This window comes from Paenirhizobium daejeonense, assembly GCF_014280875.1.
GTDB lineage: Bacteria > Pseudomonadota > Alphaproteobacteria > Rhizobiales > Rhizobiaceae > Allorhizobium > Allorhizobium daejeonense.
The window spans coordinates 67812-82029 of the sequence record NZ_JACLAL010000003.1 but is presented as its reverse complement, the minus strand read 5'-3'; the positions used below and the strand labels follow the sequence as shown (position 1 = coordinate 82029).

The window sequence follows — 14218 nt, the reverse complement described above, 5'->3', positions numbered from 1 at the left end:
GACCGATGGCTGATCTTCCCGACATGACCAAGCACAAGGGCTTCCCCTCCGGGATGCCCGGCACCGGCGTGCAGTTCACGATCCGCCGCGCCAATCCCAAGGGCGTGACGCCGCTCAAGGCCCTGCCCCGCAAGGCCCGCCCCGGAACCAAGGAACACCGCATCGATGCGGCATTCCTGCATGCCCTCTGGCATCATTTCGGCGACGAGCCCTTCGAGCGCGGCAACCTGGATGCCGCCAGACTGAACCTTCTTTTCGGCCGTGAAGTCATCGCGGCGGACAAGGATTTCGATCCGCTTTCCTACGAGTCCATGCTGGTGATCAACGAAAAGGTCGCCCGGCAGAACTTCCCGGAATCTTTTGACGACGTATTCGAGGTGTGACGGTGACCATCAAGAAAATCCTCATTGCCAACCGTGGCGAAATCGCCTGCCGGGTCATCAAGACCGCGAAGAAGATGGGCATCGCCACCGTCGCCGTCTATTCCGACGCCGACCGTGACGCGCTGCATGTGAAGATGGCCGACGAGGCCGTCCATATCGGTCCGGCTCCGTCCAACCAGTCCTATATCGTCATCGAGAAGATCCTCGAGGCGATCCGCAAAACCGGCGCCGATGCCGTTCACCCGGGTTATGGCTTCCTGTCGGAAAACGCCGTCTTCGCCGATGCGCTCGCTAATGAAGGCATCACCTTCGTCGGCCCGCCGGTCGGCGCGATCCAGGCCATGGGCGACAAGATAACCTCCAAGAAGCTCGCCGCCGAAGCCGGCGTCTCCACGGTTCCGGGCCATATGGGCCTGATCGAGGATGCCGACGAGGCCGTGAAGATCTCCGACCAGATCGGCTACCCCGTCATGATCAAGGCCTCTGCCGGCGGCGGCGGCAAGGGCATGCGCATCGCCTGGAATGCCGAGGAAGCCCGCGAAGGCTTCCAGTCATCGAGGAACGAGGCGAAGAACTCCTTCGGCGACGACCGCATCTTCATCGAGAAGTTCGTCACCGAGCCGCGCCACATCGAAATCCAGGTGCTCGGCGACAAGCACGGCAACGTGCTTTATCTCGGCGAACGCGAATGCTCGATCCAGCGCCGTAACCAGAAGGTGATCGAGGAGGCCCCGTCGCCCTTCCTCGATGAAGCCACCCGCAAGGCCATGGGCGAACAGGCCGTGGCGCTCGCCAAGGCTGTAGGCTACCACTCCGCCGGCACGGTCGAGTTCATCGTCGATGGCAAGCAGAACAAGTTCTACTTCCTCGAAATGAACACCCGCCTGCAGGTGGAACACCCGGTCACCGAGCTCATCACCGGCCTCGACCTTGTGGAGCAGATGATCCGCGTCGCCTCCGGTGAAAAGCTTTCCTTCGGTCAGGCCGACGTCAAGCTCAACGGCTGGGCGATCGAAAGCCGCCTTTATGCCGAAGACCCCTACCGCAACTTCCTGCCCTCCATCGGTCGCCTGACGCGTTACCGCCCGCCGGTCGAAGGCAAGGAGGATGACGGTACCGTCGTCCGCAATGATACCGGCGTCTACGAAGGCGGCGAGATCTCGATGTATTACGACCCGATGATCGCCAAGCTCTGCACCTGGGCACCCGACCGCCTGACCGCGATCGACGCCATGTCGAAGGCACTCGACAATTTCGAGGTCGAGGGCATCGGCCACAACCTGCCCTTCCTCTCCGCGGTGATGCAGCAGGAGCGCTTCCGCTCCGGCAAGCTGACCACGGCCTATATCGCCGAGGAATTCAAGGACGGCTTCACCGGCGTCGCTCCGGACGAGAAATCCGCCCGCAAGCTGGCGGCCATCGCCGCCGTCATCAATCAGACGCTCCAGGACCGCGCCGTCCAGATTTCCGGCACCATCGGCAATCATCCCCGCAAGGTCGGCAGGGACTGGGTGGTGGCGCTCGCCGGCTATTCCTTCCCGCTGACGGTTGCGACCGGCACGGATGGTACCGCCATCGCCTTTGCCGACGACGGCAAGTGCTCGGTCACCGGCGGTTGGATTCCTGGCCAGAGCCACACCGTCTTCCATGTTGATGGAGAAGCCGTCGGCGTGAAGGTCAACCTCGCCGGTGCCGCGATCCGCCTGCGCTGGCGCGGCATGGATGTCACCGCCCGCGTCCGCTCGCCGCGCGTCGCGGCGCTCGCCACCCTGATGCCTGAAAAGCTGCCCCCCGATACGTCGAGGATGCTGCTTTGCCCGATGCCGGGTGTCATCACCTCGGTCGCCGTCAAGGAAGGCGATCAGGTCGAGGCCGGTCAGGCGCTCGCCACCGTCGAAGCCATGAAGATGGAAAACATCCTCAAGGCGGAAAAGCGCGGCGTGGTGAAGAAGGTCGCCGTCAAGGCCGGCCAGAGCCTCGCCGTCGACGAACTGATCATGGAGTTCGAATAAGGCAGAGGGCTATGTTGGATATCCCCCTCTGCCCTGCCGGGCATCTCCTCCACAAGGGGGAGACAGGAGGGGGAAACGCCTTGCACCTCTGCAAACAGGAAGTCCGGACTGCTTGAGTGCCTCGGCGGAAATCGCCGCCCCGGATTTGGAAATGGCCAGACGACCGCTTGTTCTCTCCCCCTTGTGGGGGAGATGCCCGGCAGGGCAGAGGGGGAAACAAGGGGAAGACAAAGTGGATTTTCCATTTGTTTTCAACCTCCCTCCCCGCAATTCGTCCCCTGCCGATTGCGTCATGTCACCATGGCGTCGTTGCTTCATCGGATACACTGCGAGGCGTCGCAGCGAGAAGCAACCGGCGCCCGGCGCGGGGATAAGACGCAAGAGCCGTATCGGGGGTTCGTGGAATTGGGTCCTCTCGCTGAGAAGGCGACATGCCGTTACGGCATAAAGGCGGGCGGCAGCCGGTGAAACCCCGGCGCCCTGTGAAACCCGGCAAGAAGGCTGCCAGTGGCGGCCTTGACTGCCGGACGCGGAATCGGGACGAGCCGATTCCAGTCCGCACGAGGAACCGGTTTGCGGGCAAAAACCGCTGAACGGGGTGCCGGAAGGTGCCAGTTTTATAAAAGTCTATCGAGGCAGCTCCGGTGCCCCGTCCGACTTCAATAGTTTCCAAAGCCACGGCCCCGCGCGCGTGGTTAAAGGCGCAGGAGGAAAATGGATGTCGAGCGAGAAGACCATCAAGGACTGGGAAGCGCTGGCCGAGAAGGAGCTGAAGCGTCCGGCCGAAACGCTGACCTGGCACACGCCCGAGGGCATCGACGTCAAGCCGCTCTACACGGCTGAAGACCTCGAAGGCATCGACCACCTGAAATCCCTGCCGGGCTTTGCGCCTTTCGTTCGTGGTCCGCGCGCCACCATGTATGCCGGCCGTCCCTGGACGATCCGCCAGTATGCCGGCTTCTCGACGGCGGAGGCCTCCAACGCCTTCTATCGCAAGGCGCTCGCAGCCGGCCAGCAGGGCGTCTCCGTTGCCTTCGACCTCGCCACCCATCGCGGCTACGATTCGAACCATCCGCGCGTCGAAGGTGATGTCGGCAAAGCCGGTGTCGCGATTGACAGCGTCGAGGACATGAAGATCCTGTTCGACGGCATTCCGCTCGAAAACATCTCCGTCTCCATGACCATGAACGGCGCGGTCATCCCGATCCTCGCCAACTTCATCGTCACCGGCGAGGAACAGGGCGTCTCCCGCGACAAGCTTTCCGGCACCATCCAGAACGACATTCTCAAGGAGTTCATGGTCCGCAACACCTACATCTACCCACCGGAACCCTCGATGCGCATCATTGCCGACATCATCGAGTACACCGCGAAGGAGATGCCGAAGTTCAACTCCATCTCGATTTCCGGCTACCACATGCAGGAAGCCGGCGCGACGCTGGTGCAGGAGCTGGCCTTCACGCTGGCCGATGGCCGCGAATACGTTCGCGCCGCACTGAAGAAGGGACTCAACGTCGACGAGTTTGCCGGTCGCCTGTCCTTCTTCTTCGCCATCGGCATGAACTTCTTCATGGAGGCCGCCAAGCTGCGCGCCGCCCGCCTGCTCTGGACCCGCATCATGCAGGAATTCGAGCCGAAGAAGGCTTCCTCCCTGATGCTGCGCACCCACTGTCAGACCTCGGGCGTCTCGCTGCAGGAACAGGACCCCTACAACAACGTCATCCGCACGGCCTATGAGGCGCTTTCCGCAGCGCTCGGCGGCACCCAGTCGCTGCACACCAACGCGCTCGATGAAGCCATCGCGCTGCCGACCGAATTTTCGGCCCGCATCGCCCGCAACACCCAGCTCATCCTGCAGAACGAGACGGGCGTCACCAAGGTGGTCGATCCGCTTGCCGGCTCCTACTATGTCGAAAGCCTCACCGATGAACTGGCGACCAAGGCCTGGGCGCTGATCGAGGAAGTGGAAGCCATGGGCGGCATGACCAAGGCAGTCGATGCCGGCCTGCCCAAGCGCCTGATCGAGGAAGCCGCGACCCGCCGTCAGGCCGCAATCGACAAGGCCGAGGAAGTCATCGTCGGCGTCAACAAGTTCCGTCTGGAGAACGAAGAGCCGATCGACATTCTGGAGATCGACAATTCCGCGGTCCGCGCTTCCCAGATCAAGCGCATTGAGGAAACCAAGCGCCGCCGCGATACGAAGAAGGTCGAGCAGGCGCTGGCCCGCCTGACCGAAGTCGCCCGCACCGGCGAGGGCAATATTCTCGAAGCGGCCGTCGATGCGGCCCGCGAGCGCGCCACCGTCGGAGAAATCTCGGACGCCATGCGCGCCGTCTTCGGCGACCATGCCGCAGTCCCGAAGGTCGTGCGCAACATCTACGGCAAGGCCTATGAGGGCGATCCGGAACTCTCGATCCTCTCCGACCGCCTCGACAGCTACAGAAAGGCGAAGGGCGCGGCTCCCCGCATTCTCGTCGCCAAGCTCGGCCAGGATGGCCATGACCGCGGCGCCAAGGTGATCGCATCCGCCTTCGGCGACATCGGTTTCGACGTCGTCGCCGGCCCGCTCTTCCAGACGCCGGACGAAGCAGCCGACCTCGCGGTTGCCGAAAAAGTTCAGGTCGTCGGCATGTCGTCACTCGCAGCCGGCCACAAGACGCTGGCGCCGCAGCTCGTGGAAGCCCTGAAGGCCAGGGGCGCGCAAGACGTCATCGTCGTCGTCGGCGGTGTCATTCCCCGGCAGGACTACGACTACCTCATGGAACACGGCGTCTCCGCCGTCTTCGGCCCCGGCACCAACGTCATGGACGCCGCCCGCTCCGTCCTCGACCTCGTCGAGGGACGCCTGCGCAACGACTGAAAATACGATTTCTGGGACCGCTTCCCGGCGCTTCCGGGAAACGAAGGGTACGGAACCTCGGCGGCTGTACTCGGGATGCCCTTACATAAGCCTGACGCCTGTGGCTCACCCCCCTCTGGCCTGCCGGCCATCTCCCCCTCAAGGGGGAGATCGGATGGCCGACACCGCTCGATCCCCACAAAACAAGTGTCTTGGGATCTTGGCGAACAGAGGTTGGGAAGCCGAAGACCAGCCGTTCTGCCGATCTCCCCCCTTGAGGGGAGATGCCTGGCAAGGCAGAGGGGGGTACCAAGGAACGCAACGCCATCGGGCGCGCAAGGCGCAACCTCACCCCCGTGACACCAGCCCAACCTTCGCCCCCGAATTCCCGATGAACCCGCTCACATTCGCCTGAACCGATTCCCGCAGGAATTCGATAACCGAGCGGATGCGCGCCACTTGCCTGAGGTCATGATGACAGGCGATCCAGTAGTGGCGCAGCAGGTCCACCTCGTCTTCCAGCACCACCTGCAGCTCCGGATACTGCTGGGCGATGAAGAGCGGCAGCACGCAAAGCCCGAGCCCGCTGCGGGTCGCGGTCAGCTGCGAGAAGATGCTCGAACTCTGGAAATTCGGCCTGATCTTCGGATGAATGTCGCCGAGATAGTCCAGTCCCGGCGCGAAGATCATGTCCTGCACATAGCCGATGAAGGCGTGCTCCAGCAGGTCGTCGCGGGTCTTCGGCACCCCCCGCGCCTCCAGATACCCCCGCGTCCCATATATCTGCAGATGGTAGTCGGTCAGCTTCTCGGAAAAATAGGGACCGGCCTTCGGCGGATCGAGCACGACCGCGAGATCTGCCTCCTTGCGCGACAGCGCCATGATCTGCTGGATCGTCACCAGTTCCAGCGAGATGTTCGGCTGACGGACGAAAAAATCGGTCAGCGTGTGGCTGAAGAAGAAGTTGGAAAAACCCTCCGGCGCAGAAAGCCTGACGACGCCGCGCTGGGCGGTCGCACCGCCTTCAAGCTCGGCCTGCAGCCGCTCCGTCTCCTGCTCGATCTTCTCCGCCGTCTCGACGAAACGCTGGCCCATGCCGGTCAGCACATAGCCGCGCGGATTGCGCTCGAAGAGCTTCACCTTCAGCGCAAACTCCAGCCGGTCGATCCGCCGCGACACCGTAGCATGGCTGGTCCTGAGCTGCCGGGCGGCTGTCGAAAGTTGGCCCGTCCGGGCAACCGCGAGGAAGAATTGCAGGTCGTCCCAGGTAAAATGTCCGTTGCTCATCGCCCCTCCCATCTGTTCAAAAACGAACAGACCCTGTTTGCAATTAGTTAAGCCATGCGCTTGCGTCAACCGGGACTTTCCGGGATCATGCATTCCTGACATGCCGTTCTGAGGAGGGCGGCTGGTCAATTTTGAACAGGCTCGCACCTGCACTCTGGGAGGAGATCAAATGCGAAACAAGCTCATCGCGTCTATGGCTATTCTTTTGGCAAGCAGCACGGCGGCGCTTGCCGATGCTTCCGATGGCAAGGTGAAGATCGGCATCCTGAACGACCAGTCCGGCGTCTATGCCGACTTCGGCGGCAAGTCCTCCGTCGAAGCAGCCAAAATGGCGGTCGAGGATTTCGGCGGCAAGGTGCTCGGCGTTCCAGTCGAGATCGTTGATGCCGACCACCAGAACAAGGCCGACATCGCCTCCAACATCGCCCGCCAGTGGTTCGACACCGACCAGGTCGACGCGATCATGGAACTGACCACCTCTTCCGTTGCGCTCGCCGTTCAGGCCATCGCCAAGGAAAAGAAGAAGATCGATATCGTAACCGGCGCGGCCACCACCGAACTCACCGGCAAGCAGTGCAGCCCCTATGGCTTCCACTGGGCCTATGACACCCATGCGCTTGCAGTCGGCACCGGCGGCGCGCTCGTGAAGCAGGGCGGCGACAGCTGGTTCTTCCTGACCGCGGATTACGCCTTCGGCTACTCGCTCGAACAACAGACCGGCGACTTCGTGAAGTCGGCAGGCGGTAACGTAGTGGGTTCCGTTCGCCACCCCCTCGCCACAACCGACTTCTCGTCCTTCCTGCTGCAGGCACAGTCCTCGGGCGCTAAGGTGATCGGCCTCGCCAATGCCGGCGCCGATACCCAGAACGCCATCAAGCAGGCCGCTGAATTCGGCATCACCCAGGGCGGCCAGCGCCTTGCAGCCCTTCTCTTCACGCTTGCCGAAGTGCACGGCCTCGGGCTTGAGGCAGCACAGGGCCTGACGCTGACGGAAGGCTTCTACTGGAACCGCGACGAGGAGAGCCAGAAGTTCGGCAAGCGCTTCTTCGAGCGCACCGGCAAGATGCCGAACATGATCCACACCGGCACCTATTCGGCCGTGCTGCAGTACCTGAAGGCGATCGACAAGGCCGGCACCGACGAGACGGAAGCCGTTGCCAAGCAGTTGCATGAACTGCCGGTGGACGACGTCTTCGCCAAGGGCGGCAGCGTCGGCCCGAACGGCCGCATGTTCCACGACATGTACCTGCTGGAAGTGAAGAAGCCCGGCGACAGCAAGGAGCCCTGGGATTACTTCAACGTGCTCGCCACCATTCCGGGCAAGGAGGCCTATATCGATCCCGCCAAGAGCGGTTGCGAGCTGGTCAAGTAAGCCCGGCCGGTCGCGATGACGAACGCTACGGCACACATCAATGAGGAGTCGCGGGTGGTCTTGTCCGCCCGCGGTCTCCGCCGCGACTTCGGCGGCTTCACCGCCGTGCGCGATGTCGATCTCGACGTCCATCACGCGCGGGTCCACGCACTGATCGGCCCGAACGGGGCCGGCAAGACGACCGTGTTCAACCTCTTGACCAAGTTCCTCCAGCCCTCGGCCGGAACGATCAATCTGCTCGGCACCGACATCACCCGCACACCACCCGACAAGGTGGCGCGCATGGGACTCGTTCGCTCCTTCCAGATCTCGGCAGTCTTCCCGCACCTCACCGTGCTCGACAATGTCCGCGTGGCATTGCAGCGGCCGAATGGCCTTGCCCATCAGTTCTGGCGGCCGCTTGCCGCGCTCGACACCCTGAACGAGCGGGCCGAACAGCTTCTGGCCAGCGTCGGCCTTGCGAAAGAGCGCGACATCGTCGCGGCGGACCTCTCCTACGGGCGTAAGCGCGTCCTGGAGATTGCGACCACGCTCGCGCTCGATCCGAAGGTCCTGCTGCTGGACGAACCGATGGCCGGCATGGGGCAGGAAGACGTCAGCGTCATTGCTGACCTCATTCGTGAAGTCGCAAGAACCCGCGCCGTCCTGATGGTCGAGCACAATCTCTCGGTCGTCGCCAACATCTGCCATCACGTGACGGTCTTGCAGCGAGGCGAGATCCTCGCCGAGGGCAATTACGAGACGGTCAGCAACGATCCGCGCGTCCGCGTGGCCTATATGGGCACGGAGGAGGCCTGACATGACGGCACTTCTGGAAGTCCGCAACCTCAATTCCTGGTACGGCGAAAGCCACATCCTGCATGGCGTCGACATGAATGTCGGCGAAGGCGAGACCGTCACCATTCTCGGCCGCAACGGCGTCGGCAAGACGACGACACTGCGCACCGTCACCGGCATCGTCCGGGCTCGCAAGGGCGAAATCCGTTTCGCCGGCAAGGACATGATGCAGGTGCCGCTGCACCGCACCGCCCATCACGGCATCGGCTTCGTGCCGGAAGAACGCGGCATCTTCTCGACGCTCAACGTGCTCGAAAACCTGATGCTACCGCCGGAAGTCGCCAAGGGCGGCATGACGCTGGACGAGATCTTCGAGCTCTTCCCCAATCTCCACGAACGCAGGAACAGCCCGGGCACGCGCCTTTCCGGCGGCGAACAGCAGATGCTCGCCATCGCCCGCATCCTGCGCACCGGCACCCGCCTGCTGCTGCTCGACGAACCGACGGAAGGCCTTGCCCCCGTCATCGTGCAGCGCATCGGCGAGGTGTTGAAGACACTCAAGCAGAGAGGCATGACCGTGCTTCTGGTCGAACAGAATTTCCGCTTCGCAAGCCGCGTCGCCGACCGCTTCTACCTGATGGAGCACGGCCAGATGGTGGCCGAATTCAAGGTGGGCGAACTGCCCGAACGCATGGACATGCTCCATAAAGTGTTGGGGGTCTGATGCCATGACGATGATATTCGGCGTTCCCCTCCAGGCCCTTCTCGGGCAATTGCTGATCGGCCTGATCAACGGCTCCTTCTATGCGCTGCTGTCGCTCGGGCTGGCGATCATCTTCGGCCTGCTCAGGATGATCAACTTCGCCCATGGCGCGCAGTACATGCTCGGCGCCTTCGTGGCCTATCTGCTGCTGACCTTTCTCGGCATCGGCTACTGGCCGGCGCTGATCCTTGCGCCGCTGATCGTCGGCATCCTCGGCGCGATTGTCGAACGCCTGTTCCTGCGGCGTCTCTACGATCTCGATCCGCTCTACGGCCTGCTCTTCACCTTCGGCCTGGCGCTGACCATCGAGGGCACCTTCCGTTACCTCTACGGCTCGTCCGGCCAGCCCTATGCGACGCCATCGGCCCTTTCCGGCGGCACCAATCTCGGCTTCATGTTCATGCCGATCTATCGCGGCTGGGTGGTCGTCGTCTCGCTCGTCGTCTGCATCGGCACATGGCTGCTGATCGAGAAGACCAAGCTCGGCGCCTACCTTCGCGCCGCAACGGAAAACTCGACGCTGGTGCAGGCCTTCGGCGTCAACGTGCCGGTGCTTCTGACCTTCACTTACGGTCTCGGCGTGGCGCTCGCAGCTTTCGCGGGCGTGCTGGCCGCTCCGGTCTATCAGGTGTCGCCGCTGATGGGGTCCAACATCATCATCGTCGTCTTCGCGGTGGTCGTGGTCGGCGGTATGGGCTCGATCATGGGCGCCATCCTCACCGGCTACATGCTGGGTATCGCGGAGGGGCTGACAAAGGTATTCTACCCGGAAGCCTCCAACATCGTGATCTTCGTCATCATGGCGATCGTTCTTCTCATCAGGCCCGCGGGCCTCTTCGGTCGGGATGCGTGACATGGCTCATTCGACAACAACGACAACCACTCCGGCACCATCGGCAGCCGCTGCAAGCGGCACGGCTGCGGTCGCGCGCACTGTCCTCATCGCCATCGGCCTCATCCTGCTGATCCTGGCACCCTTCTTCCTCTACCCGGTCTTCCTGATGAAGATCCTGTGCTTCGCGCTGTTTGCCTGCGCGTTCAACCTGTTGCTCGGCTATACCGGCCTCCTCTCCTTCGGCCACGCCACCTTCTTCGGCGGCGCGGCCTACTTCACCGCCCATGCGGTGAAGGAATGGGGGTTCTCGCCGGAACTCGGCATTCTGACGGGTGTACTGGGCGCTGCCGTTCTCGGCCTCATCATGGGCTTCTTCGCCATTCGCCGGCAGGGCATCTACTTCGCCATGATCACGCTGGCGCTCTCGCAGATGTTCTTCTTCTTCTGCCTGCAGGCCGGGTTCACCCATGGCGAGGACGGCATCCAGTCCGTCCCGCGCGGCCGCCTGTTCGGCTTCATCGACCTCTCGCAGTCGCTGAACATGTACTATCTGGTGCTGGCAGTCTTCATCATCGGCCTCCTCATCATCTGGCGCTTCATCAACTCACCCTTCGGCATGATCCTCAAGTCGATCCGTGAAAACGAGGCGCGCGCCGTGTCGCTCGGTTACTCCGTTGCCCGTTACAAGCTCGGCGCCTTCGTCATGTCGGCGGCGCTGGCGGGCCTTGCCGGCGGGGTGAAGTCGCTGGTCTTCCAGTTCGCCACGCTGACCGACGTTACCTGGCAGATGTCCGGCGAGGTGATCCTGATGACCCTGCTCGGCGGCATCGGCACGCTGATCGGCCCGCTGGTCGGCGCCGGCCTCGTGGTGACGCTCGGCAACTATCTCGCGACCACCGGCTTCCCGGTCACCATCATCACCGGCATCGTCTTCATGGTCTGCGTACTGCTCTTCCGGCGCGGCATCGTCGGCGAGTTCTATGCATCCCGGATCGGCCGCAAACTCGGCTTCGAATACCGGCGATAAAACATATCCCGCAAGAACGGGCTGCGGTTTGTGGCAACGACATGCAGGAAAGCAAAGAATTGAAGCGCAGGGAGCGAATCTGAAGGATCGCGATGCGCTTCAGGCCAGGGCCGGCATCCCGCTGGCTCAGGCATATCGACACAACATATCGGAATGCCGCTGCGCGAACCGCACGTTCGCGCGACGGTACCCTGCGGAGTGAGACATGGAGACTTACGACTACATCGTCATCGGCGCCGGCTCGGCGGGATGCGTCCTGGCCAACCGGCTGTCCGCCGACAGGAACAACCGCGTCCTGCTGCTGGAAGCCGGGGGATCCGACAATTATCACTGGATCCATATTCCCGTCGGATATCTCTATTGCATCAACAATCCGCGAACCGACTGGTGCTTCACCACGGCGAAGGAGGAAGGCCTGAACGGCCGTTCACTCAGCTATCCACGCGGCAAGGTGCTCGGCGGCTGCTCCTCGATCAACGGCATGATCTACATGCGCGGTCAGGCCCGTGATTACGACCAGTGGCGGCAGATGGGCTGCGACGGCTGGGGCTGGGACGATGTGCTGCCCCTCTTCCGCAAATCCGAGGATTTCTACAAGGGCGGTGACGAGATGCATGGTGCCGGCGGCGAATGGCGCGTCGAAAAGGCCCGCGTCCGCTGGGCGGTGCTCGAAGCCTTCCAGCAGGCGGCGAAAGAGGCCGGCATCCCCGAGACCGCCGACTTCAACCGCGGCACCAATGAGGGCTCCGGCTATTTCGACGTCAACCAGCGCTCCGGCATCCGCTGGAACACCGCCAAGGCCTTCCTGCGTCCCGCCGTCAAGCGCGGCAACCTGACGGTGCTGATCAAGGCCCACGTCATGCGTCTGCTGATCGAGGACGGCGCCGTCACCGGCGTCGAGGTGTATCATGACGGCGTGGCGAAACGCTTCATGGCCCGCCGCGAGACCGTGCTCTCTGCCGGCGCCATCGGCTCGCCGCAGATCCTCGAACTCTCCGGCATCGGTCGCGGCGACGTGTTGCAGCAGGCAGGGATCGATGTGGTGAAAGAGGTACGCGACGTCGGCGAAAACCTGCAGGATCACCTGCAGCTCCGCATGGCCTTCAAGGTCACCGGTGTTCCGACGCTCAACGAAAAGGCATCGAGCCTCTATGGCAAGGCCGCGATCGGGCTGGAATATCTGCTGAAACGATCTGGCCCCATGGCCATGGCGCCGAGCCAGCTCGGCATCTTCACCCGCTCCGGCCCCGATAAGGAAACGCCGGACCTGCAATATCACGTCCAGCCGGTGACGCTGGAAAAGTTCGGCGAGCCTGTTCACCCCTTTCCGGCGATCACCGCAAGTGTGTGCAATCTTCGCCCGGAAAGCCGCGGCTCGGTGCATCTGAGCGCTCCCGACTTCGCCGCCAAGCCCGTGATCGCGCCGCATTATCTCTCCACCCCCGCCGACCGCGAGATCGCGGTCAGAGCCATCAGGCTGACGCGGCGGATTGCAGAGCAGCCGTCGTTCGCCCGCTATCGCCCCGAGGAATTCAAGCCCGGTGCCCGCTACGGAACCGACGAGGAACTGGCCCACGCCGCAGGCGACATCGGCATGACCATCTTCCATCCGGTCGGCACCTGCCGCATGGGCTCCGACGAGCAAAGCGTGGTCGATCCCCGCCTCAGGATGCGGGCGCTGAAACGGCTCAGGATTGCGGATGCCTCGATCATGCCGACCATCACCTCCGGCAACACCAATTCCCCGACAATCATGATCGCCGAAAAGGCGGCCGAAATGATCCTGGCGGACAACCGCTGAACCCGCGAAGGAAGGAAACACGAAATGACGAACATCGCATTCATCGGTCTCGGCAACATGGGCGGCCCGATGGCCGCCAATCTGGTCAAGGCAGGCCACAGGGTGAAGGGCTTCGACCTGTCCTCGGAAATTCTTCTGGCGGCGGCAGGCTACGGCGTTGCACCGGCCACATCGCTCGATGAGGCGACCGCCGATGCCGAGGCCGTCGTCACCATGCTGCCGAAGGGCGTTCACGTCCTCTCGGTCTGGGGCGATCTCGTAAAGACGGTGAAGCCCGGCACCCTGCTGATCGACTGCTCGACCATCGACGTGGACAGTGCCCGCCGCGCCCATGAACTGGCGGCCGCAGCCGACTGCATATCGCTCGATGCGCCGGTCTCCGGCGGCACCGGCGGAGCGGCGGCCGGCACCCTCACCTTCATGGCCGGCGGCAGCGACGGCGCATTCGCCAATGCCCATCCCCTTCTCGAAGCCATGGGCAAGAAGATCGTTCATTGCGGCGGAAGCGGCGCGGGACAGGCAGCCAAGATCTGCAACAACATGATCCTTGGCATTTCGATGATCGGGGTATGCGAGGCCTTCGCGCTCGGGGAGAAGCTCGGCCTCTCCCACCAGGCGCTGTTCGACGTCGCATCGACATCGTCGGGCCAGTGCTGGTCGATAAACACCTATTGCCCGGTCCCCGGCCCTGTTCCGACCTCTCCCGCCAACAACGAATACAGACCGGGCTTTGCAGCGGCCCTGATGCTGAAGGACCTGAAGCTCGCGCAGGAAGCAGCACTTGGCTGCGGCGCAGCCACCCCGCTCGGGGCCGAAGCGGCGCAACTGTTCGATCTCTTCGCCAAGCAGGGACATGGCGGCCGGGATTTCTCCGCCATCATCGAGATGCTGCGGGGCTGATCCACAACGTCATGGAACAAATACGGCCGGCTGAGCTTTCTCATGCCGGCCGTACCATTGGAATAGGATAGGAGGAACCCGACTAGGGGGGTGGGGGCGCCAGATTCCTCCCACGGCATCTACCGTGGCCAGAGGCCGTTCGCCATGCGGTGCGAAACGGTATCGATAGATGCCGTACCAGTCCCCTGAAAACAGAGAACCGATCACGTCTATCGAAACCTC

General features: G+C 63.0%; 11 protein-coding genes. 10 read left to right on the top strand and 1 reads right to left on the bottom strand.

The genetic code is table 11. From position 1 onward, the window contains the following. Positions 1-5 precede the first annotated feature (5 nt). The 3 genes from H4I99_RS07295 (at position 6) to scpA (ending at position 5255) form a co-directional block, all read left to right on the top strand. On the top strand, positions 6-383 hold the full coding sequence (locus H4I99_RS07295) for a hypothetical protein (RefSeq protein ID WP_163901219.1): 378 nt from the start codon (positions 6-8) through the stop codon (positions 381-383). Continuing rightward, positions 380-2395 carry an acetyl-CoA carboxylase biotin carboxylase subunit gene (locus H4I99_RS07290; protein WP_163901222.1) on the top strand — a complete coding sequence of 672 codons (2016 nt, stop codon included), beginning with the start codon at positions 380-382 and terminating at the stop codon, positions 2393-2395. The genes H4I99_RS07295 and H4I99_RS07290 overlap by 4 nt, the downstream gene beginning before the upstream one ends. Positions 2396-3113: 718 nt before the next feature. Next, positions 3114-5255 (top strand): methylmalonyl-CoA mutase, encoded by a 2142-nt coding sequence (gene scpA / locus H4I99_RS07285; protein ID WP_163901224.1) that lies wholly within the window; start codon positions 3114-3116, stop codon positions 5253-5255. 327 nt (positions 5256-5582) lie between these two features. On the opposite strand, the gene H4I99_RS07280 is transcribed toward scpA, so the two are convergent. Beyond that, entirely contained in the window at positions 5583-6521 is a 939-nt protein-coding gene (locus H4I99_RS07280) for a LysR family transcriptional regulator (protein WP_163901226.1), read from the bottom strand. A gap of 169 nt (positions 6522-6690) precedes the next feature. Here H4I99_RS07280 and H4I99_RS07275 point away from each other — a divergent pair, with 169 nt between their 5' ends. From H4I99_RS07275 to mmsB, 7 genes are all read left to right on the top strand, one after another. After that, positions 6691-7893, top strand: coding sequence for an ABC transporter substrate-binding protein (locus H4I99_RS07275; RefSeq protein ID WP_163901228.1), 1203 nt, complete (start codon positions 6691-6693; stop codon positions 7891-7893). Between the two features lie 15 nt (positions 7894-7908). After that, positions 7909-8691 (top strand): ABC transporter ATP-binding protein, encoded by a 783-nt coding sequence (locus tag H4I99_RS07270; RefSeq protein WP_163901230.1) that lies wholly within the window; start codon positions 7909-7911, stop codon positions 8689-8691. A 1-nt stretch (position 8692) separates the two neighbouring features. Beyond that, positions 8693-9394: an ABC transporter ATP-binding protein gene (locus tag H4I99_RS07265; protein ID WP_113340873.1), complete on the top strand. Its 702-nt coding sequence runs from the start codon at positions 8693-8695 to the stop codon at positions 9392-9394. Positions 9395-9398: 4 nt separating this feature from the next. Continuing rightward, complete coding sequence (locus H4I99_RS07260) at positions 9399-10286, top strand: branched-chain amino acid ABC transporter permease (protein WP_112829236.1); 888 nt, start codon at positions 9399-9401, stop codon at positions 10284-10286. A 1-nt stretch (position 10287) separates the two neighbouring features. Continuing rightward, on the top strand, positions 10288-11295 hold the full coding sequence (locus H4I99_RS07255; protein ID WP_163901232.1) for a branched-chain amino acid ABC transporter permease: 1008 nt from the start codon (positions 10288-10290) through the stop codon (positions 11293-11295). Between the two features lie 205 nt (positions 11296-11500). Beyond that, positions 11501-13096 carry a GMC family oxidoreductase gene (locus H4I99_RS07250; protein WP_163901234.1) on the top strand — a complete coding sequence of 532 codons (1596 nt, stop codon included), beginning with the start codon at positions 11501-11503 and terminating at the stop codon, positions 13094-13096. 24 nt (positions 13097-13120) lie between these two features. Continuing rightward, the gene (gene mmsB / locus H4I99_RS07245) at positions 13121-13996 is read left to right on the top strand and encodes a 3-hydroxyisobutyrate dehydrogenase (protein WP_163901236.1); all 876 of its coding nucleotides are present in this window, start codon (positions 13121-13123) and stop codon (positions 13994-13996) included. Positions 13997-14218: the final 222 nt, after the last annotated feature.

Bases quoted from the DNA above. Each gene is read 5' to 3' on its own strand.
- H4I99_RS07295 (WP_163901219.1), top strand. From the start codon at position 6: ATGGCTGATCTTCCCGACATGACCAAGCACAAGGGCTTCCCCTCCGGG.
- scpA (WP_163901224.1), top strand. From the start codon at position 3,114: ATGTCGAGCGAGAAGACCATCAAGGACTGGGAAGCGCTGGCCGAGAAG.
- H4I99_RS07280 (WP_163901226.1), bottom strand. From the start codon at position 6,521: ATGAGCAACGGACATTTTACCTGGGACGACCTGCAATTCTTCCTCGCG.
- H4I99_RS07275 (WP_163901228.1), top strand. From the start codon at position 6,691: ATGCGAAACAAGCTCATCGCGTCTATGGCTATTCTTTTGGCAAGCAGC.
- H4I99_RS07270 (WP_163901230.1), top strand. From the start codon at position 7,909: ATGACGAACGCTACGGCACACATCAATGAGGAGTCGCGGGTGGTCTTG.
- H4I99_RS07265 (WP_113340873.1), top strand. From the start codon at position 8,693: ATGACGGCACTTCTGGAAGTCCGCAACCTCAATTCCTGGTACGGCGAA.
- H4I99_RS07260 (WP_112829236.1), top strand. From the start codon at position 9,399: ATGACGATGATATTCGGCGTTCCCCTCCAGGCCCTTCTCGGGCAATTG.
- H4I99_RS07255 (WP_163901232.1), top strand. From the start codon at position 10,288: ATGGCTCATTCGACAACAACGACAACCACTCCGGCACCATCGGCAGCC.
- H4I99_RS07250 (WP_163901234.1), top strand. From the start codon at position 11,501: ATGGAGACTTACGACTACATCGTCATCGGCGCCGGCTCGGCGGGATGC.
- mmsB (WP_163901236.1), top strand. From the start codon at position 13,121: ATGACGAACATCGCATTCATCGGTCTCGGCAACATGGGCGGCCCGATG.